Below are 24,207 nucleotides of genomic sequence, written 5' to 3' on the forward strand. Positions count from 1 at the left end.
TCCACCACAACCCTCTGTTTGGCAAGGCCGGGGCTGCTGAAGCAGCCCCGGCCTTGCTGTGTCCTTTCGTGGCTTCTGCAACCGTTTCCCAGGCTGCGGTCATCGCCGTAATGGTAGCGGCAGTTGGCGATGCGGATCTCGTCGCCGACAACCGTGTACACCAGCCCGGGTACCGCTCTGACACGGGCTTGCCCAACGGGAGCCGTAACCGTCAGCCGATCCCGTAGAGGCGGGACTGGGTCTGGGTGATCTCGGTGGCCATGTCCCACTGGCGTAATTGCGAGAGGGCGGTGAGGGTCTGGGTGAGAGAGCTCACCAACTCCCGCGCTGCCTCGGCGGCGGTCTCCTGCGGGTCCTCCTGCTCCTCCCCGGGCGTCCGTTCACGGGGGAGGTCACTCTCCAGCAGCAGGCGATCCGCGGGCACCTGCTGCAGGAAGGCCCGGCCACGCTTGCGGGTGAGCAGCTGTGGGTGCACGGACAGGTGGCCGCCCAGCTTGATCAGCCGGGTCAGGTCATTGCTGGTGCCACCGAAGCGGTGGAAGACCGGCACCACATTGCGGTTGGTGGCATCCAGCTCGGTGAGCAGGTCCAGGACGTCGCCGGCGGAGCGAACCGCGTGCAGGGACACCACGTGGGGTTGGCCGGTGGAACCCTGCTCCGCGGCCTGACAGGTGTGCTCCAGCAGCTCCCGCAGCACTCGTCGTTGCAGGTCTGGCGGAGCCTGCTCCAGCCGACGGGGGCTGAAGTCCAGCCCCACCTCGCCGACGAAGCGGGTCTGCTGTACGGCTTGGGCGAAGACCGCAAGCTCCGCCTGGGCGTGATCGGCGTCCTCGATGTACCAGGGGTGGAAGCCGACCGACCACAACGGCAGGGGAGTCCCGTCTCCCAGCTCGTTCGACTGGGCGACCAGCTCCATGAAGTCGGACGGGGCCAGCGTCTGGGCCACCAGCCGGACGTCGTCACTGGCCAGCTGCGCCAGGAAATGCCGACGAGCCCGGACGCCGGTGAGGAAGTCGAAGTGGTGGTGGCTGTCCAGCAGGGTGACCGGCTGCTCCGGCGTGCGGTGGACGAGGTGCGGGGGCGCGGGCATGGGGGCCAGACCGGCCAGGCGTCGGATCGCCAGCCCGGCCAGCATCTGGCCCATCACCGGTGGCATGTAGCTCATCGAACCCAACGTCTCGCTCTTGGACCAACCCCCGCTGGAGTCGACGGCCACCGGCAACTCCCGGGAGGACAGCACCTCCAGCCCGGCGATGCCGCGGCGACGGCATTCCCGTCGGATCACCCGGGACAGGGGGCAGGAGCGGGTCCGCTCGATGCTGGCGAATTCCAGCTGGGTTGGGTCCAGCTTGTTGGCTGCGCCCATGGAGGAGAGCAGAGGCAGTCCCCGCTCGGCGCACCACTGGGCGATCGCGAGCTTCTGGGAGATGGTGTCGATGCAGTCGATCACGTAGTCCGGGCGGGGATGGGCGTCCAGCGTGTCGGCCAGGTTCTCCGGGCTGAGGAAGACCTGCTGGGTGATGGTGCGGCAATCCGGGTTGATGTCGGCCACCATCTCACCCATCACCTCGGCCTTGACCCGCCCGACGGTGGACAGGAAGGCCAGGGCCTGACGGTTGATGTTGCTCTCCTCCACCACGTCGCGGTCCAGCAGGACCAACCCCCCGACGCCGCCGCGGGCCAGGGCCTCCGCGCAGGCGGAGCCCACTCCGCCCAGACCGAGCACCATAACCGTGGAGCCCTGCAGGGCAACCAGCCCCTCGTCGCCGAGAACCAGACGTAGCCGGGCAAAGCGCTCACTGTGGGTCACCGGGGCAATCTACCTTTTTCCGCCTGGGTGGGCGTGCAAGACTGGCGACGTGAGAATGCCCAACCGCCCCAAGGCCGGCGAATTGCTGCTGGCACGGGCAGGCATGGCCGACGACTACTGGGATCAGCGGGCGATCTTCCTGCTGGACTGCGACGAGTCGGGCGCCTTGGGCGTCATTCTGAACCGCTTCTCCGAGACCCAGCTCACCGATGTGCTGCCGCGGTGGGCCGAGCAGGTCTGCCCACCGCAGGTGCTCTTCGAGGGCGGGCCGATCTCGCCCGACGGGGCGGTCTGCGTCGCCAAGTTGGCCCATCCGCACGACGAGCCGCCGGGCTGGCGTCGGATCACCGCCGACCTGGGGCTGCTGCACCTGGACACCCCGATCGAGATCATCGACGGCGCCTATTCGGACCTGCGGATCTTCGCCGGCTACTGCGGCTGGGATGCCGGCCAGTTGGAATCGGAGCTGGTGCGCGGCGACTGGCACCGGGTGCCGGCCCGGGACGAGGACATCTTTGGCGCCAACCCGCTGGGTCTGTGGCGCCGCGCATTGCGTCGCCAGGGCGCCGACCTGGCATGGTTCTCCACCTGGGTTGAGGATCCCAACTACAACTAGCGCGTGCCGCGGGATTCGGTTATCAAACCGTTATCATTGGCGGTGGATCGCAGGAGGACCGATGAGCGAGAGCAGCCAGCCCGGCAGCCGCATTCTGGTGGTGGACGACGACGCAGCGCTGGCCGAGATGCTGCAACTGGTCCTGTCCCAGGAGGGCTATGCCAGCCAGTGGTGCAGCTCCGGCGACCGTGCACTCGATGCCTTCCGGGAGTACCACCCGGACCTGGTGCTGCTGGATCTGATGCTGCCCGGCCGCGACGGGGTGGAGATCTGCCGGGACCTCCGGGCCGAGTCCGGGGTGCCAATCGTGATGCTCACCGCCAAGAGCGACACCATGGATGTCGTCGGCGGGCTGGAGGCCGGTGCCGATGACTACATCAGCAAACCCTTCAAGGCCAAGGAACTGATCGCCCGGATCCGTACCCGGCTGCGGCGGGCCGACAGCCACGGGGAGGGGGACCTGTACCGGATCGGTGACCTGGTGATCTCCACCAGCAGCCACCAGGTGCGCCGCGGGGACAAGCTGATCCAGCTCACCCCGCTGGAGTTCGACATGCTGCTCACCCTGGCGCGCAAGCCGGGGCAGGTGCTGAGCCGGGAGACGCTGATGGAGGAGGTCTGGGGCTTCCAGCACCCGGCCGACACCAGGCTGGTCAATGTGCACGTGCAGCGGTTGCGCTCCAAGGTGGAACGCGACATGGAGCACCCGGAGATCGTGGTCACCGTCCGGGGCGTCGGCTACCGGGCGGGTGCGGTCTTCGAGCCGTGAGTGAGCGTCCCGGGTGGCGCAATCCGGGGGAGATGGTCAACCGGCTGTGGTGGTCATCCCTGCCCCTGCGCGTGATTGCGCTCACGCTCACCGGCTCGGTGCTGGTGCTGCTGCTGGGCAGCCTCTTCCTGATGCGCCAGGCCACCGAGGGGGTGCTGGCGGGCAAACGCCAGTCGGCCGTCGCCCAGGCCACCGTCGCACTGGACCGGATGCAGAGCCAACTCCGCTCCGGGGACCTGCCGCGATCATCCCTGTACGAGCGGCTCAACCAGCTGGCCGACGAAGCCGGTGGCCAGCCCAGCCAGTACCAGGTGGTGATCCAGGGGCCGGTCTCCCGCTTCGTCTCGCCGGCCATCACCGAGCGCAGCGTTCCGGAGAGACTGGCCATCCAGGTGGCCGCCGACGACGGGATGTACGCCACCCCAACCTTGGTGGATTGGGCCGACCCGGACCGGGAGGACGAGCCCGGGCTCGCAGTGGGCGCCACGCTGCAGGCACCATCAGGTGCCGAGACCTACCCGGTCTACTTCATCTTTCCCCAGACGCATGAGGCGCAGACCATCCAGCTGCTTCAGCGGGCCGTGGCGTCCACCGGGGCGCTGCTCCTGGCGGCCCTGGCCGGGATCGCCTGGCTGGTGGCCCGGCAGGTGGTGGCGCCCATCCGGGAAGCCTCCATTGCGGCCTCCCGGATCGCGTCGGGACACTTCGAGGAGCGGATGCGGGTGCGCGGCACCGACGACCTGGCCAGCCTGGGCAGTTCCATGAACGACATGGCGGCCACCCTGACCAGCCAGATCCAACGGCTGGAGGGACTCTCCCGGGTGCAGCAGCGCTTCGTCTCCGACGTCTCCCACGAGCTGCGCACGCCGCTGACCACGGTCCGGATGGCCGCCGACCTGCTCTACGAGGGCCGTGACGGGCTGGACCCCTTCGCCGCCCGCAGCACCGAACTGATGCAGGATGAGCTGGGCCGCTTCGAGGCCCTGCTGTCCGACCTGCTGGAGATCAGCCGATTTGACGCCGGCGCGGCGGTGCTCAGCCTGGAGGAGCACGACCTGGTGGACCTGGCCCGACGCGAGGTGCTGGCCCTGCAACCCCTGGCCGAGCAGCAGGGCTGTGTGGTCCGGCTGCGCGGCGAGCGTCAGGCCCTGGCGCCGATGGATGCCCGTCGCATCACCCGGATCATCCGCAACCTGGTCACCAATGCCATCGAGCACGGGGAGGGGCAGCCGGTGGTGGTCACCATCGGTGCCGACGCGCAGGCCGTTGCGCTGACCGTGCGGGACAAGGGCGTGGGTTTTGCGCCGCACCTGGCCGAGCAGGTCTTCCACCGCTTCTGGCGGGCCGACCCCAGCCGCACCCGTAGCGTGGGCGGGTCCGGGCTGGGGCTGGCGATCTCCCTGGAGGATGCCAGCCTGCACCACGGGTGGCTCAAGGCCTGGGGTCGGCCGGGCAAGGGCGCCCAGTTCCTGCTGGTGCTGCCCCGGGACCCCGAGGTGGCGTTGACCGGCAGTCCACTGCCGCTGGTGCCGCGGGAGCCACGATGAGGCGGGCGGGCCGGCTGTCCCTGGCGATGGCGTGCGTCGTCACCTTGGCCGCCTGCTCCGGCGTGCCCACCTCCGGCGACGTCGTGAAGGTCAGCCCGGCCAGCAGGGCGAGGGTGGAGCGGGGCGTGCAGGTGCATCCGGTCGCGCCGCAACCGGGTGCCTCTCCGGACGTCGTGCTGGCCGGCTTCCTGGATGCGATGGCCTCCCTGGAGCCCGGTTTCGAGGTGGCCCGGCAGTACCTGACGCCGCAGGCCGCCAGCCGGTGGGATCCGCAGGCCGGGGTGACCGTCTTCGACGGGGACACCCGCAGCAGTCTGCCCGGCAGCACTGCCGCCGGGTTGCAGGCGCGGGTGGTGGGGACCCTGGACGAGGGTGGTCACTACACCCCGGCGCGCGGCCGGATGCTGCGGCAGAGCTTCACCATGGAACAGGTGGACGGGCAGTGGCGGATCAACAATCCGCCGGCCGGCCTGCTGGTCAGCCAATACACCTTGCTGCACCGGTTCACGCCCACCACCGTGTGGTTCTTCGCCCGGGGCAGCCAGACCCTGGTCCCGGAACGGGTCTGGTTGGCTCGCAATCCCGCCAGCCCGGCCGATGTGGTGCAGGCGCTGTTGCGGGGGCCGTCGGGATGGCTGGCGCCGACGGTCGCCAGCGCGCTGCCTGTGGGCACCAAGCTGGGGATGCCGGCCGTTGCAGTGGACGACGGGGTGGCGGAGGTGCCGCTGGAGCGGGCGGTGGCCAACCTGCCCGAGCCGGAGCGCAGCCGGGCACTGACCCAGATTGCTTGGACCCTGCAGCCCTTCGCCGAGATTCGTCGGATCCGGGTGGTGGTGGACGGTCAACCGTGGGGAAGTGAGGTCAATCTGGACCAGCTGCCCGGCGGTTCCGGGTTGCCCGCCGCCTCCCAGGAGGACCCGCTGGCGGTGATCGGCCAGGCAGTCGGCCGGCTGGACATGGATGGCGTGTTCACGCCCCTGTCCGGAGTGCTGGGAACGGGGGCCGGAATCGGCCGCCCTGGGCGGATCGCTGCCGCGTCCCAACCGGAACCCGGGGTGGTGGCCGTGGTCAATCGTGAGGGCAACCGGCTGGTCACGGCCGTGCCCGGGCAGGCGAAGGCCCGGACCAGGCTGTCCGCCCCCGGCCTGGGTCGGCCGGTCATGACCGCCACCGGTGAGTTGTGGGTGGCCACCGGCGGCGACGGTGCACGAGCGATCCACCGGGCCACCCGCGACGGCGCAGCTGCCTCGGTGCACATTCCCGAACTGGCCGGCGGCACCGTGCGGAATTTCGCGGTCTCGCCCGACCAGACCAGACTCGCGCTGGTGCTGGAGCGGCAGGGTCGGACCGAGCTGGGGCTGATGCGGATCCACGAGCAGACCATCGACGGCTATCGACGGCTCCCGTTGCAGGTCTCCCAGCTGGAGCTGGCGCAGGTGGTCGACGTCGGCTGGACCGGCCAGGAGGAACTGATGGTGCTGGCCGCCCAACACGTCGGTGCCCGGGCCAGCGGTTACCTGGTGAGCATTGACGGGGCGCAGGTGGATCCTGTTGGTCCGGTAGGGGACAGCGAGCTGGTGGAACTCATGACCCGGCCCCAGGCGCAGACCGCGGTGGCCCTGTTGCGCACCGCGGAGGGGGATGTGTTGCGCTACGACTCGCCCTGGCGTTGGCGCGGCCTGCCGCGTCGGGTAGCCGCTCTGACCATGGGGTCCTGAGCAGGAGGTTCTGGCCGCCTGACTTGCCACAATCCGATTCCTGAGAGGTTGTCCACCATTTTCGCGCGGCCGAGGAATTGTCCACAGGGTGCCGGGGGCTGCTTGGCCGCGGCTCGATGGCGGCCAAGACTGGGGCCATGACCATGACCCCATTCCTACGACGAGTGCTGGATGCCCTGTTCGACCTGTTGTTGGGCGCCTGTTGCCCCGGTTGCCAACGCGCCGGGCTGGGGTTGTGTGCCACCTGCCGCGCCGGTCTGCCCGTCGTCGGCGGGCCGATGCGGGACACGCCGGCCCTGGGTCCGGCGCTGGTGGGGCGGGTCTACTGCGCCGGTCGTTATGCCGGGCCGTTGAGGGAGATGCTCAGCGCCCACAAGGACCGCGGGGCGTGGACCCTGACCGGGGTGCTGGCCGGGCAGTTGTGGCTGGCTGTGGAGGCGCTCCTGCAGGACCTGTTGCCCCGGGCCTCGCCCGCCACGATGGTGGCCCTGGTGCCAATCCCGTCCAGCCCCAGAAGTGTGCGCGAGCGGGGTTTTGACCACGCGACGGCGTTGGTGCGCGGCGTGGTGCGCCGGCGCCGTGGCTCGCCGGAGGCCGGTGGGCCGACGCTGGTGGTGGTGCCCGCCCTGCGTCGGGTCCATCGGGTGGCGGACCAGTCCGCGCTGGGCCGGGAACAACGGGTGCGCAATCAGCGCGGCAGCATGCGTGCCCGGCCACCCCGAGGGGTCCGGCTGGCGGTGCTGTGCGACGACATCTGCACCACGGGGGCCAGCCTCACCGAGGGGGAACGGGCCTTGCGGGCGGCCGGCTGGACGGTCCTGGGAGCGGCCGTCGTGGCCCACCCGCAAAGATTTTTCACGGAACCGTTGAAACGGGTCTGATAAGCGGTAACGTTTGGTTATGGCACGACGTGCAAGCCTCCGGAAGACGCTTCTTGGGGCCCTTGCGGGTCGTGCCGTGCTCATTGTCACGGCCGACGGGTAACCGTCGGCCCATGATCGAGGAGGATCACCATGGACATCGTCGTCACCGGGCGCCACTGCACCGTCACGGACGCCGTACGCGAACAGGTCACCGATCGGTTGGCCACCGTCGAGCGGCTGCGGGATCGGGTGATCCGCGCCGAGGTCGAGTTCACCGCCGAGGAGTCCAAGGGCAACCCCCACGACAACATGCTGTGTGAGATCACCCTGCGCAGCAAGGGCCCCGTGATCCGGGCCGAGGCCCATGCCGAGGACAAGATGGTCGCCTTCGAGAAGGCGATGGACAGGCTGAAGACCCAGCTGCGCAAGGCTTCCGACCGGCGCAAGAGCCACCGCGGGCTGCGCGCCGCCCAGGTGGTCTCCGAGATGGCGCCGGCGCCCGTGGTGGAGGAGGACGTCCCCACCAAGCACACCGTCGCCGGGATGGAGGTCACCGGGGACGGGCCCCTGGTGGTCCGGGAGAAGGAGTTCAGCTCCGCGCCGCTCACCCTCGCCCAGGCCCTGGACGAGATGGAGCTGGTGGGGCATGACTTCTTCCTCTACGTCGACGCGGAATCCGAGCTGCCCAGCGTCGTCTACCGCCGCAAGGGCTATGACTACGGCGTGATCCACCTCAGCAAGGCCTGAGGCCTCACGCGCCGTCGACCACCTGGCTGACGAAGCCCTCCGCGATGCTGCGGCAGGCGGGTTCGGTCAGGTGGTCGACGGCTTTCATCCGGTCCAGCATGGTGGTGGCCTTCGACTTGTGTTCGCTGGCCCACCAGTACTGGATCAGTTCGGGCGAGGCCTCGGGGTGGAACTGCACTCCGACGGCCGAACCCAGCCGGAAGGCCTGATTGGGGTAGGTCTGGCTGCGGGCCAACTCGGTGGCTCCTTCGGGCAGCGCGCTGACCGCATCGTGATGACTCATGGGCACGGGCGCACCGCTGCGGGCGATGGCGGCAAGTACCGGATCCTCGGCCGCGCCGGCCAACCATTCCAGCTCCACGGGGCCGTCCTCGGGGCCACGCTCATCCGCGACGCTGACCTGGCCCCCCAAGGCTTCTGCGAGCAGTTGGTGACCCAGGCAGATGCCCAGGATGGGCAGGTCGATGGCATGGGCGTCGGCAATCAGGTCCTTCACCTGGCCAATCCACGGCACGTCGTCGTGGGCACTCATTCGTCCGCCCAGCACCACCAACCCATCGCCGATGGTCTCCAGGTTGGGCACGTCCTTGGTCGCCAGGTCGATCACCGTCAGCCGGAGGCCCTGCCGCAACCACGCGTCGAAGCGCTCCAGCGGGACATCGGCTTCGGGCTGCAGGACGGTGATGCGGGGTTTCTTGGCCATGCCCATGAGGGTAGTGGACCTCTCGTGGGCTCCCCATTCCGCCGGCGCCGAAGAATTCATCGTGATGCGGCTGGCCAGGTGGACCTGGAACTGTCATCGATTGTCTCGGCCACGTGGGCGATCAGTCCGCCCAACTGCTGCTCGTGGTAGTTCGCTATCGCTTCGCGGGCGGCATGTCTTTCTGCCTTTGTCATGAGCCGAAGCTATGACTTGTGCCACCTCGTGGGAAGCTCGCAGCATGACCAGTGCCACGCGAGATTGTGCCTTCGACGACGATGGCCGGTGGTTCCGCTATCGGGCGGCAGCCATCATCCTGCACGACGGCTGCGTGTTGATGGCCCGCAACCACCGGGACGACTACCTGTACTCCGTAGGTGGGGGAGTTCACCACGGCGAGACTGCGCAGGACGCTGTTCGTCGCGAGGTGCTGGAGGAGACGGGCGTGCCGCTGGAAGTGGAGCGGCTGGCATTCATCCACGAGAACTTCTTCACCGACTCCTCATCGCAGAGCCTGTCCGGCAAGACCTGCCATGAGCTGACCTTCTACTACCTGATGCGCTACGACACTCGCCTCACAGCGATCGAGCACCAGAGCACCACGCTCGACGGGGTGCGGGAGTGGATGGAGTGGGTGCCACTGGCCGGATTTGGGGAGACCCGAGTGGCGTACCCGACCTTCTTCGCCACCGAACTCGCTCGGATCGGCAATGCGCCCAAGGTAATCGTCACCCGCGAGTGAACCGGCCCGGGCTGGGCGGCCTGAATTGTCAGTCTTGGTCGCTAGGCTCACGACCATGCTCGACTACACCGACTACGACACCCGGCTGGCGGGTTACGCGCTGGTCCGCGACGACGCGGGGCGGGTGTTGCTCAGCCGATGGATCGGGCCGGACAGCCCGGCGTGGACCTGCCCGGGTGGCGGCATCGAGTTCGGCGAACAGATCGTCGACGGCATCACGCGTGAACTGTTGGAGGAGACTGGGTACCACGTCGAGGTCGGCCGGCTCCTGGGCGTGCGGACGTTCGAGGTTGATGCCGAGGAACGTCTGGCCGGGGGGCACCGCCCCCTCCGGATCATCCAGGTCTTCCACGAGGCCCGGACTGTCGGCGGGGAGCTGACCTTCGAGACCGACGGCAGCAGCGACATGGCCGGGTGGTTCACTCTCGAGGAGATCTCCAACCTGCCACATGTCAGCACCGTGGACCACCTCCTGGGACTGCTGGGCCGGATCACCCATGCGTGATATCAGCCTCTCGCAGGCCCGACGGATCGCGCTGGCCGCGCAGGGATTCGGACGGCCCCGCCCCGAGCGCACCATCACCATGCGCGATGTCCAGGCACAGATCGACCGGCTGGCGCAATTCCAGATCGACTCGATCAATGTCGTCGCCCGGGCCCACGAGTTCCCGCTCTACAGCCGGCTCGGCCCCTACGACACCAACCTGCTCACCCGGGCCTGCGGCCGGGCTCCCCGGCGGCTGTTCGAGTACTGGGGTCACGCCGCCAGCCTGATCGACGTGAACCTGCAGCCCGCCCTGCGTTTCCGGATGGCGCATGCCCAGCAGGAGGCCTGGGGTGGCATCGTCCGGGTGAGCCAGGAACACCCGGGCTTGGTGGAATTTGTCCGCGACGAGGTGCGCACCCGCGGCCCGATCACCGCCCGGCAGATCGAGCGCGACGAGCAGCGCGACCGACGCAACTGGGGCTGGAACTGGTCGGCCACCAAGACCGCCCTGGAATGGCTCTTCTGGTGCGGCGAGATCACCTCGGCCAGCCGCAACCAGGCCTTCGAACGACGTTACGACCTGCCGGAACGGATCCTCCCGTCGGCCGTCGTCACCAGAGCGACGCCCAGCATCGACGACAGCCATGTGATCCTGGTCCGTCGGGCCGCGAGGGCACTGGGGATCGCCAGCGAGGGCTGCCTGGCCGACTACTTCCGGCTGGGCCGGGCGCGCACCCGCACCGCCGTCGCCACCCTGGAGAGCATGGGAGAGCTGGAGCAGGTCACGGTGCAGGGCTGGCCGGCCCGCACCTGGCTGTGGACCGGCGACGGGCACCCCCGAATCCCGCGCACGATCACCGCCCGGGCGCTGATCAGTCCTTTTGATTCGCTGATTTTCGAACGTCGGCGTGCGCTGGCGCTGTTCGGGCTGGACTACAAGATCGAGATCTATGTTCCCGAGGCCAAGCGGCGCTACGGCTACTACGTCTACCCCTTCCTGCTGGGGGAGCGGTTCGCGGCGCGGGTGGACCTGAAGGCGGACCGGGCCGCTGGCATGCTGCGGGTCCGGGCGGCCTGGCTGGAGCCGGGGACCGGCCTGGCGCCAGAGTTCATCGCGTCAGAACTGCTCACGGAGCTGCGCACCCTGGCGGCGTGGCTGGGGCTGGCAAGGATTGACGTCGAGCCGCGGGGAGACCTGGCCGAAGTGATTCCGATCACCCCCTAGGATGGGATGAGTCTGACATCACCCCCGGCAAAAGGATTCGACCACATGGGCTTCATGGACAAGCTGCTTTCCGTCGGCGAGGGCCGCACGCTGAAGAAGCTGCAGAAGGTCGCCGAACAGGTCAACAGCATCGAGGACGACTACGTCGCCATGAGCGACGAGGAACTCCGCGCGCAGACCGAGCAGTTCAAGCAGCGCCACGCCGACGGTGAGAGCCTGGACGACCTGATGCCCGAGGCCTTCGCCACCGTCCGCGAGGCCTGCAAGCGGGTGCTGGGCAAGCGCCCCTATGACGTGCAGATCATGGGCGGAGCGGCCCTGCACCTGTGCAACATCGCCGAGATGAAGACCGGTGAGGGCAAGACCATCGTCGCCCTGATGCCCGCGTACCTGAATGCCATCACCGGCAAGGGCGTGCACGTGGTCACGGTCAACGACTACCTGGCCCGCTACCAGAGCGAGCAGATGGGCCGCGTGCACCACTTCCTGGGTCTGGAGGTGGGCGTGATCCTGTCCAACATGGACCCGGTGGAGCGGCGGGCCGCCTACAACGCCGACATCACCTACGGCACCAACAACGAGTTCGGCTTCGACTACCTGCGCGACAACATGGCGCTCAGCATCGACGAGTGCGTCCAGCGGGGCCACTACTTCGCCATCGTCGACGAGGTGGACTCCATCCTGGTGGACGAGGCGCGTACCCCGCTGATCATCTCCGGCCCCGCCGAGGACGACCACTCCTGGTACCCCGAGTTCGCCAAGCTGGCCGGCCGGCTGGAGCGCGACGTCGACTACGAGGTGGACGAGAAGAAGAAGACCATCTCCGTCACCGGCAGCGGCATCGAGGCCGTCGAGGACCGGCTGGGCATCCACAACCTGTACGAGTCCGCCAACACCCCGCTGATCGGCTACCTGAACAATGCCATCAAGGCGAAGGAGCTGTTCAAGCGGGACAAGGACTACGTCGTGATGGACGGCGAGGTGCTGATCGTCGACGAGCACACCGGCCGCACCCTGATTGGCCGGCGCTACAACGAAGGCCTGCACCAGGCCCTCGAGGCCAAGGAAGGCGTCGAGATCAAGGACGAGTACCAGACGCTGGCCACCATCACCCTGCAGAACTTCTTCCGCATGTACGAGAAGCTCTCCGGCATGACCGGCACCGCCAAGACCGAGGAGAGCGAGTTCCAGAAGATCTACGGTCTGGGCGTGGTGGTCATCCCCACCAACAAGCCGATGCAGCGGATCGACCAGAAGGACCTGATCTACCGCACCGAACAGGCCAAGTTCGAGGCCGTCGTCGCCGACGTCACCGAGCGGCACCAGAAGGGCCAGCCGGTGCTGATCGGCACCGCCAGCGTGCACAAGAGCGAGATCATCTCCCAGATGCTCACCCAGGCCGGCGTCCCGCACGAGGTCCTCAATGCCAAGCAGCACGAGCGTGAGGCCGGGATCGTCGCGATGGCCGGCCGCAAGGGCGCCGTCACCGTGGCCACCAACATGGCCGGCCGTGGCACCGACATCATGCTGGGCGGCAATGCCGAGTTCCTGGCCGACCAGGTGCTGCGCAACAAGGGGCTGGATCCGGTGGAGACCCCGGAGGAGTACGAGGCGGCCTGGCCCACCACCCTGGCCGAGATCGAGCAGCAGGTGGCCGATGAGCATGAAGAGGTGGCCGAGGCCGGTGGCCTGTACGTCGTGGCCTCCGAGCGGCACGAGTCCCGCCGGATCGACAACCAGCTGCGGGGCCGCTCCGGCCGTCAGGGAGACCCGGGCGAGTCCCGCTTCTACCTGAGCCTGGGCGACGACCTGATGCGCCTGTTCAAGTCCGACGTCGTCGAGCGCGCCATGATCACCCTCAAGGTGCCGGATGACCAGCCCATCGAGCACCGGTGGATCAGCAACTCCATCGAGAGCGCCCAGAAGCAGGTGGAGGCGCAGAACTTCGAGATCCGCAAGAACGTCCTCAAGTACGACGACGTGATGAACCGCCAGCGGCACGCCATCTACGCCGACCGGCGCAAGGTGCTGGAGGGCGTCGACGTCGAGCAGCAGCTGCGCGACACCACCAAGCGCGTCGTGGAGGCCGGGGTGCGCGCCCGCACCGAGGGCTTCCACGAGGACTGGGACCTGCCCGGCCTGTGGAATGAGATGCGCACCCTCTACCCGGTGGGGATCATCGAGGAGGAGTTCCACGACGAGCAGGACGTGCAGACCATCGTCGACGCCTTCATCGAGGACGCCATGGGTGCCTACGACGAACGCGAGGAGGAGCTCGGCGAGAGCACCATGCGCGAGTTGGAGCGCCAGGTGCTGCTGACGGTGCTGGACCGCAAGTGGCGCGAGCACCTGTACGAGATGGACTACCTGCGCGAGGGCATCGGCCTGCGCGCCATGGCCCAGCGTGACCCCCTGGTGGAGTACCAGCGCGAGGGTGGCGTGATGTTCAACGCCATGATGGAGGCCTTCATGGAGGAGGTCGTCGGCTTCCTGTTCAACCTGGAGGTGCAGGTCAACCAGGAGCCGCAGGTGGGCTTGGTGACCGGCCAGGACGGCCAGGCCGTGGACGTCGACTCCATGCTGGACAGCCAGCCGAAGATCGAGGCCAAGGGCCTGGCCCCGCGGCGCGCCCAGGAGCTCACCTACACCGCCCCCGACGAGACCGGGGAGGCCGAGGCCCGTCGGGCGGGGCCCGCCGAGGACCCCTATGCCGGGGTGGGCCGCAATGCCCAGTGCCCGTGCGGTTCCGGCAAGAAGTTCAAGCAGTGCCATGGCAAGAGTGGCAGGTAACCCCCGGGGAAGGCACTCTTCCTAGGCGCAGCGCGGCTGGGCGGCCGGTGGCAGCATCACCTCGAAGACGGTGACGTGCCACCGGCCGTAGCGCTGTTCCAGCCGCAGCAGCACGGTGAACAGCCGCTGCTGGTCGGCGAACATCACGGTGCCCTCCAGCACGGTGGGGCTGACCCGGCAGGAGCGCACGCCCACCAGTCGGGAAGCCAGCCACTCCCGCTGGCGGGACCAGGCCACCAGCAGCAGGTGACAGGGCTCCGCCATCCACATGGCCAGCTGGCTGGCCGGGCGTCGCCGCTGCAGCACCTCCAGCAGGCTGGTCCCGATGGATCGGACCAGCCGGTCGGCCTCGGTGGCGTCATCGGCGTCGAGCTCGCTGGGTTGGCGGGGCGACAACGCCAGGTTCCGGATCCCGGCGTCGTGGCCGGTGGGCAGGAAGGGGTGCGGCAGGTCCGGAAGGGTCGGGTCGGGCAGGTCCGGGGCCATCAGGAGCACCTGCTGGCCGTGCACGCTCAGCTGGGTGGGTCGGTTCATGCCTCCAGCCTTGGCCAGTGGGTGGCGGCTGCCAAGGGGCGACGGCAAATCTGTGGACAACTGCGCGACGGTCTAGATTGGGGGCATGACTGGAGTCCTCGTCTTCGTCCCCGTCGCACCCGGCCAGGCCGCCTCGCTGTTGCGCGACGGCTCCCTGCCCGGCTGCCAGGCCTTCAGCGTGACCCCGGCGCTGCGGGAAACCCTGGGCCACGGCCCCGCCGAGGCCGAAGATTCCGAGTACGCCTGTCTGGTGCTGGCCTCGGTCCATGGCCTGGCGACCCACGGGCGTCGGCTGGTGCTGGTGGCGGAGGTGGCGCCCGCCACCGTCAAGCCCGGCGAGGAGACCGAGAACGGAGGAGTGCGGCTGACCGGCCTGGCGCGCAGCTCCGTGCGCAGCTTCTTCACCGACGAGGATCCGCAGCCCCTGGCCGAGGCCGCCGCCACGGCGATCCGCGGGATGGGTCTGGACCAGGCCTGGGAGACCGAGCAGGTGCAGGCACTGGTGCGCGGGGCCGACCTGTTGTGGCACGCGGTGGAAGAACTGCCCATTCTGGGTGAGGATGTCTGACATGCCACGTTCACTCTGGAAGGGCGCGATCTCCTTCGGCCTGATCACCATCCCGGTCAAGCTGTACGGGGCCACCGAGGAGAAGGACATCTCCTTCAAGCAGGTGCACCCCGACGACGGCGGGAGGATCAAGTACAAGCGGGTCTGCGAGAAGTGCGGCAAGGAGATCCCCTACGCCGAGATCGGCAAGGGCTACGAGGCTCCCGACGGCCGGATGGCGGTCCTCAGCAAGGAGGACCTGGATGCCCTGCCGTTGAGCTCGGCCAAGACCGTCGACGTGGTGCAGTTTGTCACCGACGACCAGATCGACCCGACCTACTTCGAGAAGAGCTACCTGCTGGAGGCAGAGGGGCCGGGCGCCAAGCCCTATGTGCTGCTGCGCGATGCCCTGGCCCGCACCGGCAAGAGCGCCGTGGTGAAGGTGGCCCTGCGCAGCCGCGAATCCCTGGCCCTGATCCGGCCGCAGGGCCAGGTGCTGGTGATGCACAGCATGCTGTGGCCCGACGAGGTGCGGGACAACTCCTTCGCCGCTCCCAGCGACGACATCAAGGCCACCGACGCCGAGGTGTCCATGGCGGAGATGTTCATCACCCAGATGGAGGGCGAGTTCAACCCCGCCGAGTTCACCGACTCCTACCGCGAGGCGCTGGAGCAGGTGGTGCAGGCCAAGCTGTCCGGCGTGCCGATGGAGGAGAAGACCGAGCAGCCCACCAGCGGTGGCGGCGAGGTGGTTGACCTGGTGGCCGCGTTGAAGGCGTCGGTGGAGGCCGCCAAGGCCAAGCGCGCCGCGGCCGCTGGTCAGGGTGAGAAGACCGAGAAGGACGACGAGAAGAAGGCGGCCAGCTGATGGTTTCCCGAATGCACTTCGACGACGAGGACCAGGCCGTGCGGGCCGCCGAGGCGATTGACGCCGCCGGTCACGAGGTGGCGCTGATCAAGGAACGCTTCGCCGGGGAGGACGACGACGAGGCCATCGACTTCGTCGTCGCCACCCCCGCCTCAGCCGACCAGCTCAAGGAGCTGGTGGGTGAGGAGGTCTTCATCGAGACTGACTGAGCCCGAGGCCCACTAGGACCGGGCGGCCAGCCAGTCTTCGCCGGCGTCCTGCTGGGCGTCGATCGCGTCCTTGATGTAGGGCCCGGCCTGCTGCTCGATCTTCTTGCCCATCAGGGGGATGTTGACCTTCAGCTCGCCGGCGTAGTCGACGATGGTGCCCCGCCCGCCGGGGTAGAGCCGCGCCGTGCCGTCCATGGTCACCGGCATGCCGGGGACCTGGATGGTCAGCCGGCCCGTGCGGGAGTCGTCGGAGGCCGCGTCGTCCCACTCCACGGTCTGGTTGAGCTTCAGTGCGCTGCCCACGAACCGGGCCACCTCGGAGGGCGCCGGCAGGGACATCTCGATCCGGGTGGTCCGCCCGGCCACGTCGATGGTGTGGCTGGTGGCCTCGGACCGGCTGACCAGCTCCTCCAGCCAGCCCTTGTCGGTCATCATCAGGTAGACGGTCTTGGGGTCGGCCTCGAAGTCGAGGCGGGAAGTGATCTCCATGACTCCATCTTGCCTTGATAGGCTCGATCGCGGACGGCGACGAGGCCGTTTACCTGATGGGAGAAATAGCGAATGTTCGCTGGTCAGCAGCGCACCACGATCCTTGACGAACTGGCCCAGAAGCTGGGCGGCATCCTGCCCGAGATGCCCCGAGAAGACCTGCACGTGATGGTGGACCAATGGTTGGCCCACGTCCGCGACGAGGACCTGGCGGCGCTGGACCCGGCGCTGCTGGCGGACCTGATGCAGGCCCAGCTGGAGCTGGGGCAGGTCCGTCGTGACGGCGAGAACCTGGTGCAGGTGATCCCGGCCCGGCGCGCGGGCGCCCCGACCGTGGTCCAGGTGGTGGCCGGTGACCGGCCGTTCATCGTGGACACCGTCGCGATGGCCCTGACCAGCCTGGGCTGGAGCATCCTGGACCTCTTCCACCCACAGTTCCGGGTGGTGCGGGACGACGCCGGCAAGGTGCAGCGGATCAGTCCCCGCGGGGAGGGCCAGGCGGCCGAGCCCCAGGGGGTCGCCGAGTCCTGGGTGGGGGTGCTGGCCACCCCGCCGCTGGGTGGATCGCCGAAGGAGCTGGGGCCACAGCTGGAGGGCCGGCTGCGCCAGGGGCTGGATGACCTGACCCGGGCGGTGGAGGACTTCCAGCCGATGCACGACGCGATGTGCCGGATCGCCGACGAACTGCCGCACCGTCCCGGCCACGCCAGCGCGGAGGAGCGGCAGTCCGTCGCGGAGCTCCTGCGCTACCTGGCCGACGAGCGGTTCACCTTCCTGGGCTACCGGGAGTACGACTACCGCGACGGTCAGGCGGTCCCGGTGCCCGGCACCGGGCTGGGCATCCAGCGGGGCAATGAGGAGCCCGACGCCTTCAATGCCATGCCCACCTATGATCCGGTGCTGCTGCTGGCCATCACCAAGGACTCGCGGCATGCCACGGTGCACCGCAATGTGCTGATGGACTACCTGGCCATCCGACGCTTCGACGAATCCGGCGAGGCCATCGGGGAGCAGCGCTTCCTGGGCCTGCTGGGCCAGCGCGCCTTCACCGAGAGCGTGCGCACCATCCCGTCGCTGCGGGACAAGGCCGAACGGATGATCGCCGATTTCGGCTACCCGGAGGGCAGCCACGGCGCCCGCACCGTGTGGTCGGTGATGGACGGCTTCCCCCGCGAGGAGCTCTTCCACGCCACCGTCGACGAGCTCAAGCCGGTGGTGCACGAGATCGCCCAGCTGAAGGAACGTCGCCAGGTGCGCCTCTTCCTCCGCAAGAGCGCCTGGCCCGGCCGGATGACGGCCCTGGTCTACTTCCCCCGGGACCGGTACAACACCGAGGTCCGGGAGCGGATGCAGCGGATCCTGCTGCAGGCCACGGGCGCCACCGGGATCGAGTACCAGGCCCAGGTCAGCCAGTCGGTGCTTGCCCGGCTCTACTTCACCCTGGACCTGCCCGCGGACAGCGACGTCGAACCGGACGTCGTCGAGCTGCAGGCCAAGCTGACCGAGGCCACCCACCACTGGGACGACGACTTCATCGACCTGGCCAAGCAGATGCCCACCGAGGAGCGCGGCATCGGCTTCCCCGACGCCTACAAGGAGGTCTACACGGCCCGCCAGGCCGTCGCGGACCTGAAGGCGCTGAACCAGGTGACCGGCGAGGACGCGATGCAGTTCGCGGTCTATGCGCCCGACGCCCCCGAAGACCCGTCGGACCTGCGGCTCAAGGTGATGCGGGTGGGTCAGGCCATGCAGCTGCAGGACGTGATGCCCCACCTCACCAGCCTGGGCGTCCGGGTGCTGGACGAACGCCCCTTCGAGATCACCCTGCGCGGCAACCAGGCGATGGTCTACGACTTCGGTCTGGACCTGGCCGGCGGCCGCCAGGGCTGGGACGAGACGGCGCGGCGTCGCTTCACCGACGCCTTCGACGCCTCTTGGCGCGGGGCCACCGAGGTGGACGCCCTCAATGCCCTGGTCACCGAGGCACAGATGACCTGGCGGCAGGTGATGGTGCTGCGCGCCATCGGCCGCTATCTGCAGCAGCTGGGCACCAGTTTCAGCCAGAGCTACATCGCCCAGACCCTGCGGGCGAACCTGCCGGTGGCCAAGCACCTGGTTGGCCTGTTCGAGACCCGCTTCGACCCGGACCTGGCCGGTGACCGGGAGCAGGCGATCGCCCAGCGGCTGGCCGAACTGGACCAGGAACTGGACGAGGTGGCGTCGCTGGACCAGGACCGGATCCTGCGCTACTTCGTCGAGGTGATCCAGGCCACGGTGCGCACCAACTTCTTCGCCCCCGACGCCCCGGCCTTCGCGCTCAAGGTGCTGCCCGGCCAGCTCTCCCTGGCGCCCCAGCCCCGCCCCGCCTTCGAGATCTACGTCCACTCCCCGCGGGTGGAGGGCGTGCACCTGCGCTTCGGCTCGGTGGCCCGCGGTGGTCTGCGCTGGTCCGACCGACCGGAGGACTTCCGCACCGAGGTGCTGGGCCTGGTCAAGGCCCAGATGGTGAAGAACACCGTGATTGTGCCGGTGGGTGCGAAGGGCGGTTTCTTCGCCCGCCAGCTGCCCAACCCGGCCGAGGACCGCGCCGCCTGGCTGGAGGAGGGCAAGGCCTGCTACCGGCTGTTCATCGGCAGCCTGCTGAGCGTGACCGACAACATCGTCGACGGTCAGGTGGTGCCACCCAAGCGAGTGGTCCGGCATGACCAGGACGACCCCTACCTGGTGGTGGCCGCGGACAAGGGCACCGCCAGCTTCAGCGACATCGCCAATGGCATCGCCGTCGAGCGCGGCTTCTGGCTGGGCGACGCCTTCGCCTCCGGCGGCTCGGTGGGCTACGACCACAAGGCGATGGGGATCACCGCCCGCGGCGCTTGGGAATCGGTCAAGCACCATTTCCGGGAGCTGGGCGTGGACTGCCAGGAACAGGACTTCACCTGCGTCGGGATCGGCGACATGGCCGGCGACGTCTTCGGCAACGGGATGATGCTCTCCCGGCACACCCGGCTGGTGGCCGCCTTCAACCACCTGCACATCTTCCTGGACCCCAACCCGGACGCGGAGCGCAGCTTCGAGGAGCGGGTGCGGCTGTTCAACCTGCCCCGTTCCACCTGGGCCGACTACGACTCGTCGCTGATCAGTGAGGGCGGTGGGGTCTGGTCCCGTCAGGCCAAGTCCATCCCGGTCTCGGCCCAGGTGCGCGAGGCGCTGGGGCTGGGCGACGACGCGGATCACCTGACACCCATCCAGTTGATCCGCGCCATCCTGGCCGCCCCGGTGGACCTGCTGTGGAATGGCGGCATCGGCACCTACGTCAAGGCCGCCTCGGAGAGCCACCAGGACGTGGGGGACAAGGCCAATGACGCGGTGCGGCTGAACGGCTCCGAGGTCCGCGCCCGGGTGGCCGGTGAGGGCGGAAACCTGGGCTGGACCCAATTGGGCCGCATCGAGTACGCCCGCCAGGGTGGCCGGATCAACACGGACTTCATCGACAACTCCGCCGGGGTGGACACCTCCGACCATGAGGTGAACATCAAGATCCTGCTGGACGGTGAGGTGGCTGCCGGCCGGCTGGCCAAACAGGAGCGCGACACCCTGCTCCCGCAGATGACCGACGACGTCGCCCAGCTGGTGCTGCGCCACAATGTGGACCAGAACCTGGCCCTGGCCAATGCCCGGGCCCAGTCGTCGGCGATGGCCGGCGTGCACGAGGACTGGATGACCGAGCTGGAGCAAGCCGGCTACCTGGACCGAGTGGTGGAGAACATGCCGTCCTCGGCGGTGATGCGGCAGCGGATCGGCGAGGGCTCCGGCCTGACCAGCCCCGAGCTGGCCACCCTGCTGGCGTGGAGCAAGATCTGGCTGTCCGACAAGATCCTGGCCTCCGACCTGCCCGATGACCCCTTCGTCGCGGACCGTCTGGTGCAGTACTTCCCGCCGCTGCTGCGGGAGCGCTACCGGGACCGGATGCCCGAGCACCGGCTGCACCGGGAGATCATCGCCACCGTGGCGGTGAACCGTTTCGTGAACTCCCAGGGGATGACTGCCTGCCACCGGCTGGCCAGTGAGACCAATGCCGAGGCGGCGGAGGTGGTACGCGCCCAGCTGGCCGCCCGCAGCATCGTCGAGGCCGGCCGGGTGGAGACCAACACCCGTCGGGCGGCGCTCGACGCGGCCCTGCAGACCACGCTGCGGCTGAGGTTGCGGGTGCTGGTGGAATCGGGTGCCCGCTGGTTGTTGCACCGCTTCCCGGGCCGGATCGACGTGCAGGAGGTGATCGACCGCTACCACGACGGCGTGCAGGAGCTGTTGGCGGTGCTGCCGGAGCTCTTGGGCCCGAAGGCCCGCGGCAGTTACGACGAGCAGCTGGCCCAGGCCCTGGAGGCCGGGGTGGACGAGACACTGGCGCGCGTCGCCGTCGGGTCGTCGTGGGCCTACCAGCTGCTGCCCTGCGTGGAGATCGCCCGGGAGCAGGAGAGGGACCGGGCAGAGGTGGCCCGGCTCTTCTTCGAGACCTCGGAACGGTTGGGGTTGGACCGCATGCTGGAACGGATCGAGGGCCTGCCGCGGACCAATCGGTGGGACACCATGGCCCGCTCCGCGCTGCGCGACGACCTGCTGGCGGTGCAGAGCCAGCTGGTGGCCGAGATTGCCCCACACGGCTCGCTGGACGCCTGGTGGGAGGCCACCCCGGCCGTCGAGCAGCGCAGCGTCGTGCTGGCGGACATCCTGGACAGCGAACCGGACCTGGCCCGGATGTCGGTTGGTCTCAGAACGGTGCGCTCTCTCATGACGAAGGGCTGACGAGTCAGGCATGATAGGACCATGCGGATCGATCTCCACACTCACTCGGTAGTCTCCGACGGCACCGACACGCCCACCCGACTGGTTCTCAAGGCGATGGAGGTGGGGCTGGACGTCATCGCGCTGACCGACCATGACACCTTCGACGGCATTCCGGAAGCCATTGAGGCGGGCAAGCGGATCGGCGTCAAGGTGCTGTGCGGCATCGAGATGTCCACCCAGGTCGACGGGCACTCGGTGCACCTGCTGGGCTACGGCTGCGACCCCTTCCACCGGCCCCTGGTGAGCGAGCTGGCCAAGATCCGCGTGGCCCGCACCGGCCGGCTCAAGGCCTTCGCCGAGCGGATGACCGAGCTGGGCATGCCGCTGACCGTCGACGACATCATCGCGGCGGCCGGCGCCTCCCCGTCGATCGGCCGGCCGCACGTCGCCGACGCCATGGTGGCCAAGGGCTACGTCAAGGACCGCGACGACGCCTTCGACCAGTGGCTGCGCGACGACAAGCCCGGCTATGTGCCCCGCTACGCCTGCGAACTGGGCGCCGCGATCGACCTGATCCACGACGCGCACGGCATCGCCGTCCTGGCCCACCCGTGGGGTCGCGGCAATGAGAAGGTGCTGACCGCGGAGCTGATCGAGAAGCTGGCCACCCAGCACGGCCTGGAGGGGATCGAGGTAAACCACCCAGACCACGACGAGCGGGCTCGCGAGCTGCTCTTTGCCCTGGGTGGGCGGCTGGGCCTGATCCGCACCGGCAGCTCCGACTACCACGGTCTGGGCAAGCGCAACAACCCGCTGGGCTGCGAGAACACTCGCGACACCGCTTACCGCGAGATGCTGCGCCGGATCCGGCTGCGTGGGGGCATCGTCTGAGACGCCGACCGGGCCTGTTAGGCTGGCCCCATGATGACCACGACGCGCTGGTGGCCGCCATGCGGCGGCCGACGGAAGCAGTGATCATCCACCAGATCATGTGACACCACCCAAGGGTCGCCGAGCTTCGGCGGCCCTTGTGTGTGTCCAGACCGGGTGTGTCCTGACGGTGTGTTGGGCAAGACCTGCGGCCCGCCGGGGAACCGGCGACGCGAATCGAGAGGAACGATGATGAGCGAGAACACCACGGCCGAGGTCGAGGAGCAGATCAGCGACGAGATCAGCGACGCGTCGCTGAAGCACTCCCTGGAGCGCAGCCGCCAGATCGAGGCCGACATTGCCGTCAATCCCGGCAAGTACCGGATCCTGACCGGCGACCGGCCCACCGGCAAGCTGCACATCGGGCACTACTTCGGCTCCTTGGCCAACCGGGTGCGCCTGCAGAACCTGGGCGTGGAGACGATGCTCGTGGTGGCCGACTACCAGGTGATCTATGACCGCGACGGTGTGGGCAGCCTGCAGGAGAATGTGCTCAACGGCATGGCCGACTACCTGGCCTGCGGGATCGACCCGGAGCGCTCCACCATCTTCACCCACTCCTCGGTGACCGCGCTGAACCAGCTGCTGCTGCCCTTCCTCAGCCTGGTCACGGTGCCAGAACTGCACCGCAATCCCACGGTCAAGGACGAGCTGGCCAACAACCCGCACCGGCCGATGAGCGGGCTGATGCTCACCTTCCCGGTGCACCAGGCCGCCGACATCCTGTTCTGCAAGGCCAATCTGGTGCCGGTGGGCAAGGACCAGCTGCCGCACATCGAGATCACCCGGGTGATCGCCCGTCGCTTCGACGAGCGCTACGGCCGCGCCGACGCCGGCACCGCAGTCTTCCCGCAGGCCGACGCGCTGATGAGCCCGGCGCCTGCGATCCTGGGCCTGGACGGCACCAAGATGAGCAAGTCCAAGGGCAACACCATCGAGATCGGGATGACGGCCGACGAGACGGCGAAGCTGATCAAGCGGGCCAAGACCGACTCCGACCGCCACATCACCTTCGACCCGATCAACCGGCCCGAGGTGAGCAACCTGGTGATGCTGGCGGCGCTGGCGACCGGTGGGGATCCGGTGCAGATTGCCGACGAGCTGGGCGATGCCGGCGGTGGCGGTCTGAAGAAGCTGGTCACCGAGGCCATCAACGAGCACTTCGCGCCCATCAGGGAGCGTCGCGCCGAGCTGGCCGCCAATCCGGACCACCTGCGCGACGTGTTGCGGGCCGGCAACCAGCGGGCCAATGCGATCGCGGAGCAGACGCTGGACGAGGTCCGCTCCGCGATGAGCATGAAGTACTGAGGGATCGCCGTGTCCGACGAGATGACGCCCCGCTGGTGCAAGGTTTTCGCCATGCCCTATGCGGAGATCCACGCCCAGTACGTGAACAAGGTCCAGAGCAAGGGCCGTACCTTGGACGAACTGGAAGAGGTCGTCGAGTGGCTCACCGGCTATGACCACGACGCGCTGGCCTCCGCCCTGGACGAGCGTCGCAGCATGGCGGACTTCTTCGCCCAGGCCCCGGGCTGGAATCCCAGCGCGGAGCTGATCACCGGTTCGATCTGTGGCTACAAGGTGCAGGAGATCCGCGACCCGCAGGTCAAGCAAGCTCGGCAGCTGGACAAGCTCGTCGATGAACTGGCCAAGGGCAAGGCGATGGAGAAGATCAAGCGGGCTTGAACGACGCTCACAGCCCTGGTCAAGACCTACCCGACTCGGAGCGTCGAGGCGAGCCCATCACCCCGACATGACGCGGGGCCCCAACCGGCTGGTTGGGGCCCCGCGTCGGGTGGGATGTCAGGCCTCGGGAGTTGTCTCGGGGGTT

21 protein-coding genes are annotated in these 24,207 nt (G+C 68.6%); 17 read left to right on the forward strand and 4 right to left on the reverse strand.

The annotated features are described in order from the left end of the window. Positions 1-211: 211 nt before the first annotated feature. Entirely contained in the window at positions 212-1,810 is a 1,599-nt protein-coding gene (locus AAEX60_RS06490) for a TatD family hydrolase (RefSeq protein WP_342102022.1), read from the reverse strand. Positions 1,811-1,865: 55 nt separating this feature from the next. Between AAEX60_RS06490 and AAEX60_RS06495 the strand changes: the two genes are divergently transcribed. The 6 genes from AAEX60_RS06495 to hpf all read left to right on the forward strand — a co-directional run bounded on the left by AAEX60_RS06495 (position 1,866) and on the right by hpf (position 8,070). After that, positions 1,866-2,426, forward strand: coding sequence for a YqgE/AlgH family protein (locus AAEX60_RS06495; protein ID WP_342102060.1), 561 nt, complete (start codon positions 1,866-1,868; stop codon positions 2,424-2,426). A 61-nt stretch (positions 2,427-2,487) separates the two neighbouring features. Beyond that, a complete protein-coding gene (mtrA, locus tag AAEX60_RS06500) occupies positions 2,488-3,195 on the forward strand; it encodes an MtrAB system response regulator MtrA (RefSeq protein ID WP_342102023.1) in 708 nt (235 codons plus the stop codon). A gap of 32 nt (positions 3,196-3,227) precedes the next feature. Further along, positions 3,228-4,742, forward strand: a complete 1,515-nt coding sequence (gene mtrB / locus AAEX60_RS06505) for an MtrAB system histidine kinase MtrB (protein ID WP_342102061.1) — start codon at positions 3,228-3,230, stop codon at positions 4,740-4,742. After that, entirely contained in the window at positions 4,739-6,460 is a 1,722-nt protein-coding gene (locus AAEX60_RS06510) for an LpqB family beta-propeller domain-containing protein (protein WP_342102024.1), read from the forward strand. Before mtrB ends, AAEX60_RS06510 begins: the two co-directional genes overlap by 4 nt. Before the next feature lie 137 nt (positions 6,461-6,597). Then, positions 6,598-7,341, forward strand: coding sequence for a ComF family protein (locus AAEX60_RS06515; protein ID WP_342102025.1), 744 nt, complete (start codon positions 6,598-6,600; stop codon positions 7,339-7,341). A gap of 132 nt (positions 7,342-7,473) precedes the next feature. Next, a complete protein-coding gene (gene hpf / locus AAEX60_RS06520; protein WP_342102027.1) occupies positions 7,474-8,070 on the forward strand; it encodes a ribosome hibernation-promoting factor, HPF/YfiA family in 597 nt (198 codons plus the stop codon). Between the two features lie 4 nt (positions 8,071-8,074). Here hpf and AAEX60_RS06525 read toward each other — a convergent pair whose 3' ends face one another. Next, positions 8,075-8,773: a type 1 glutamine amidotransferase gene (locus tag AAEX60_RS06525; RefSeq protein WP_342102028.1), complete on the reverse strand. Its 699-nt coding sequence runs from the start codon at positions 8,771-8,773 to the stop codon at positions 8,075-8,077. 238 nt (positions 8,774-9,011) lie between these two features. Between AAEX60_RS06525 and AAEX60_RS06530 the strand changes: the two genes are divergently transcribed. From AAEX60_RS06530 to secA, 4 genes are read left to right on the forward strand one after another with little or no spacing between them, the layout of a single operon-like run. Further along, positions 9,012-9,512, forward strand: coding sequence for an NUDIX hydrolase (locus tag AAEX60_RS06530; protein WP_342102029.1), 501 nt, complete (start codon positions 9,012-9,014; stop codon positions 9,510-9,512). A gap of 55 nt (positions 9,513-9,567) precedes the next feature. Beyond that, the gene (locus AAEX60_RS06535) at positions 9,568-10,017 is read left to right on the forward strand and encodes an NUDIX hydrolase (RefSeq protein WP_342102031.1); all 450 of its coding nucleotides are present in this window, start codon (positions 9,568-9,570) and stop codon (positions 10,015-10,017) included. Beyond that, positions 10,010-11,224 (forward strand): winged helix-turn-helix domain-containing protein, encoded by a 1,215-nt coding sequence (locus tag AAEX60_RS06540; RefSeq protein ID WP_342102032.1) that lies wholly within the window; start codon positions 10,010-10,012, stop codon positions 11,222-11,224. The genes AAEX60_RS06535 and AAEX60_RS06540 overlap by 8 nt, the downstream gene beginning before the upstream one ends. A 45-nt stretch (positions 11,225-11,269) precedes the next feature. Then, a complete protein-coding gene (secA, locus tag AAEX60_RS06545) occupies positions 11,270-14,014 on the forward strand; it encodes a preprotein translocase subunit SecA (RefSeq protein WP_446721283.1) in 2,745 nt (914 codons plus the stop codon). Positions 14,015-14,035: 21 nt separating this feature from the next. On the opposite strand, the gene AAEX60_RS06550 is transcribed toward secA, so the two are convergent. Next, positions 14,036-14,548 (reverse strand): Rv3235 family protein, encoded by a 513-nt coding sequence (locus AAEX60_RS06550; RefSeq protein WP_342102033.1) that lies wholly within the window; start codon positions 14,546-14,548, stop codon positions 14,036-14,038. A gap of 85 nt (positions 14,549-14,633) precedes the next feature. Here AAEX60_RS06550 and AAEX60_RS06555 point away from each other — a divergent pair, with 85 nt between their 5' ends. Genes AAEX60_RS06555 through AAEX60_RS06565 form a run of 3 tightly spaced genes read left to right on the forward strand, consistent with a single transcriptional unit; the run spans position 14,634 to position 16,172 of the window. Beyond that, positions 14,634-15,116 carry a DUF6912 family protein gene (locus AAEX60_RS06555; RefSeq protein WP_342102034.1) on the forward strand — a complete coding sequence of 161 codons (483 nt, stop codon included), beginning with the start codon at positions 14,634-14,636 and terminating at the stop codon, positions 15,114-15,116. Position 15,117: 1 nt separating this feature from the next. Then, positions 15,118-15,963, forward strand: coding sequence for a non-homologous end joining protein Ku (ku, locus tag AAEX60_RS06560; RefSeq protein ID WP_342102037.1), 846 nt, complete (start codon positions 15,118-15,120; stop codon positions 15,961-15,963). Next, a complete protein-coding gene (locus AAEX60_RS06565; protein ID WP_342102040.1) occupies positions 15,963-16,172 on the forward strand; it encodes a hypothetical protein in 210 nt (69 codons plus the stop codon). The genes ku and AAEX60_RS06565 overlap by 1 nt, the downstream gene beginning before the upstream one ends. Positions 16,173-16,184: 12 nt before the next feature. Here the strand turns inward: AAEX60_RS06565 and AAEX60_RS06570 are convergent, their stop codons facing one another. After that, positions 16,185-16,661, reverse strand: a complete 477-nt coding sequence (locus AAEX60_RS06570; protein ID WP_342102041.1) for a DUF2505 domain-containing protein — start codon at positions 16,659-16,661, stop codon at positions 16,185-16,187. A gap of 72 nt (positions 16,662-16,733) precedes the next feature. Between AAEX60_RS06570 and AAEX60_RS06575 the strand changes: the two genes are divergently transcribed. The 4 genes from AAEX60_RS06575 to AAEX60_RS06590 all read left to right on the forward strand — a co-directional run bounded on the left by AAEX60_RS06575 (position 16,734) and on the right by AAEX60_RS06590 (position 24,062). Further along, positions 16,734-21,464, forward strand: coding sequence for an NAD-glutamate dehydrogenase (locus AAEX60_RS06575; protein WP_342102043.1), 4,731 nt, complete (start codon positions 16,734-16,736; stop codon positions 21,462-21,464). 21 nt (positions 21,465-21,485) lie between these two features. After that, positions 21,486-22,337, forward strand: a complete 852-nt coding sequence (locus tag AAEX60_RS06580; protein ID WP_342102044.1) for a PHP domain-containing protein — start codon at positions 21,486-21,488, stop codon at positions 22,335-22,337. Positions 22,338-22,568: 231 nt separating this feature from the next. After that, entirely contained in the window at positions 22,569-23,684 is a 1,116-nt protein-coding gene (trpS, locus tag AAEX60_RS06585) for a tryptophan--tRNA ligase (protein WP_342102045.1), read from the forward strand. A 9-nt stretch (positions 23,685-23,693) separates the two neighbouring features. Beyond that, positions 23,694-24,062, forward strand: coding sequence for a DUF2200 domain-containing protein (locus AAEX60_RS06590; protein WP_342102047.1), 369 nt, complete (start codon positions 23,694-23,696; stop codon positions 24,060-24,062). The last annotated feature ends 145 nt before the right edge of the window (positions 24,063-24,207 follow it).

Origin of the sequence: Luteococcus sp. H101, assembly GCF_038433155.1 — a bacterium.
In the GTDB taxonomy this organism is placed as follows: Bacteria; Actinomycetota; Actinomycetes; order Propionibacteriales; family Propionibacteriaceae; genus Luteococcus.